This window comes from Caballeronia sp. GAWG2-1 (assembly GCF_023631405.1).
Lineage (GTDB): Bacteria > Pseudomonadota > Gammaproteobacteria > Burkholderiales > Burkholderiaceae > Caballeronia.
This window is the reverse complement of the sequence record NZ_JALQDD010000058.1, coordinates 1-1,972: the sequence shown is the minus strand read 5'-3', so window position 1 is coordinate 1,972 and position 1,972 is coordinate 1. Positions and strand designations below refer to the sequence as shown.

3 protein-coding genes and 1 pseudogene are annotated in these 1,972 nt (G+C 53.8%); 3 read left to right on the top strand and 1 reads right to left on the bottom strand.

From position 1 onward, the window contains the following. Positions 1 to 407 precede the first annotated feature (407 nt). Together NCR98_RS33190 and NCR98_RS33185 are read left to right on the top strand one after the other, a co-directional pair. On the top strand, positions 408 to 683 hold the full coding sequence (locus NCR98_RS33190; RefSeq protein WP_250528589.1) for a hypothetical protein: 276 nt from the start codon (positions 408 to 410) through the stop codon (positions 681 to 683). Positions 684 to 1,167: 484 nt separating this feature from the next. Beyond that, positions 1,168 to 1,368, top strand: a complete 201-nt coding sequence (locus tag NCR98_RS33185; protein ID WP_250528588.1) for a CPCC family cysteine-rich protein — start codon at positions 1,168 to 1,170, stop codon at positions 1,366 to 1,368. Positions 1,369 to 1,530: 162 nt separating this feature from the next. On the opposite strand, the gene NCR98_RS33630 is transcribed toward NCR98_RS33185, so the two are convergent. Further along, complete coding sequence (locus tag NCR98_RS33630) at positions 1,531 to 1,671, bottom strand: SymE family type I addiction module toxin (protein ID WP_350029555.1); 141 nt, start codon at positions 1,669 to 1,671, stop codon at positions 1,531 to 1,533. 121 nt (positions 1,672 to 1,792) lie between these two features. Between NCR98_RS33630 and NCR98_RS33625 the strand changes: the two are divergent. Beyond that, positions 1,793 to 1,972: pseudogene (locus NCR98_RS33625) on the top strand (hypothetical protein); the annotation flags it as partial.

Here is a 1,972-nt window from a genome sequence, read left to right as displayed (position 1 = left end):
GCCGCCTGCTGCCAGTCCAGGAGTGGTGCTCGCGGATTCCACGGCGGCAAACGCTGTTCCTGGGACACCGGGGTATGGGCCGGGTAATGCGACGTTTAATAGTGGCGACAATTCTGGGTCGCAGGATGCAAGTACGCCGGTGGGGGTCAGCGGTAGTCCAATGGATGTGCCACGGGGTACTAATGCCCCGGCGACCATTGGAGGAGTTTATTACTCAGCTCATGCTATAGACCAAATGCAGGGTCGGGGTGTGCCACCCTCAGTGGTGAAAAACACCATTGATAATGGCGTTAACTACCCTACGCGTCCTGGAACAACGGGATACTATGATCCGGTGAACAACGTTCGGGTCGTCACGAATTCAAAAACCGGGCTTGTCGTCACGGTTATCCCTGGAGCACCTTAAAATGAAGAGAACGTTTATTGGTCTGGATCTGGATGTAAAAGAAATCTTGCTCAAGGAATGGGATCCAATTGGTGTTGGCGCTTCACCTGAGGCGGACGATGAATACGACTCATATGTCCAGGATATTAGCCGTATGCTTCGAGAGGAAAAGACAGTCGACGAACTGTACTCTCACCTCAGGTGGATTGAGGTCGAGCATATTGGTCTCGATGGAGATGAATTACATACCAGAACTGTTGCCCATCGACTCATGAGTTTGGATAAAGCTACTCGCTGATGACGACAAACTCGGCCGCCGCCGGCCACCGCCGGGCTTGTCGTTTGTAGAGTCGTTCAATCCGGTGTGATGACGAGCCTGCTGCGCTCGACCTAGATTCTCACCCGCTGGCCTCCTTCGGGCGGTGTGCCGAGTAATGCCATACTGAATAGCGGAAATGGAGATAGCGGTGCGGACGGTGGGGATGACGATAAGAGTTCGTTCTGGTCCTCCACTAAGGATAAAACGCCAGTCGAAATGCCTATGGCCATTCGACCAAGCACGGAGACGAGTTCCCGCAGTATCAGAATTCAGTGCAGTATGTGCAGGCGGCGCAGGACTTCGTGAACAATCCGCCGGATGGCACGTTGACCAAGACGCGACCGAACGGCGATACCCTGTATTACGATCCGGCGACAAACACGTTTGCATCAAAAACTAAAGATGGTGCTCCAAGAACGATGTTTAAGCCGTCGGCTGGAATGGAATATTGGAACAAATAGTAATGCAAAAAGACCTTCTCCCGTGCCCTTGTTGTAATAGCTTGACCCTTAGTGGTCGCGGAGATTATGAAATTTGCGACGTATGCGGGTGGGAAGACGATCCGGTGCAGTCAGATGATCCCGAGTTTGCAGGTGGCGCTAACCGAAGCAGTTTGAATGAGGCGCGCATGCTCTGGCAGGCAAGAAAAGACAAGACGCAGTAACAACAAACCCAGCCATCGCGCTGGGTTTGTTGTTTGTAGTGCAGTTCTGTTCCGAGCCGAGGTCGAAGTAGAAAACTGTGAGGGGGGTAGGAAGGGGGTAAGCGTATAAGCGCTGTTGTGAAAGCCTTCCGAATCAAAGCGCTAGCGTTCAAAAGTTACTTTCTAGGGGAAAGTAACTAAAGCAAACCCGGCTGTGGCCGGGCTTGCTGTTGAAACGGGCGTGATGATGAGCCTTCCATCTTCGACCTGCACGCACACGCGGCTACGCGGTTCGAACCCGGCCTGTTGCAGCCACTTACCCATGAGCCGGATATGCGGCACGGGAATGGGCCGTTCGTACTTGCCGCGATTGTGAGCGGCTTTGGCGTCGCACTCACGCACGGTGGCATCGCAGAGCATGAAGCGTTGGGAAACGCTCGGGCTTGAATTAAATCTCAAAGACGCACAGACGTTCAACAACAGCGGCACGGTGCAGGCGGCTAATACGCTGTCGATCGATGGCAAGTCTATCGACAATGCATTCGGTGCGCTGCAAAGCGGCGGGCTGATGTCGCTGACGACATCAGGCAATGTCGATTTCACGTCGGCGACGGTGAATGCTGGC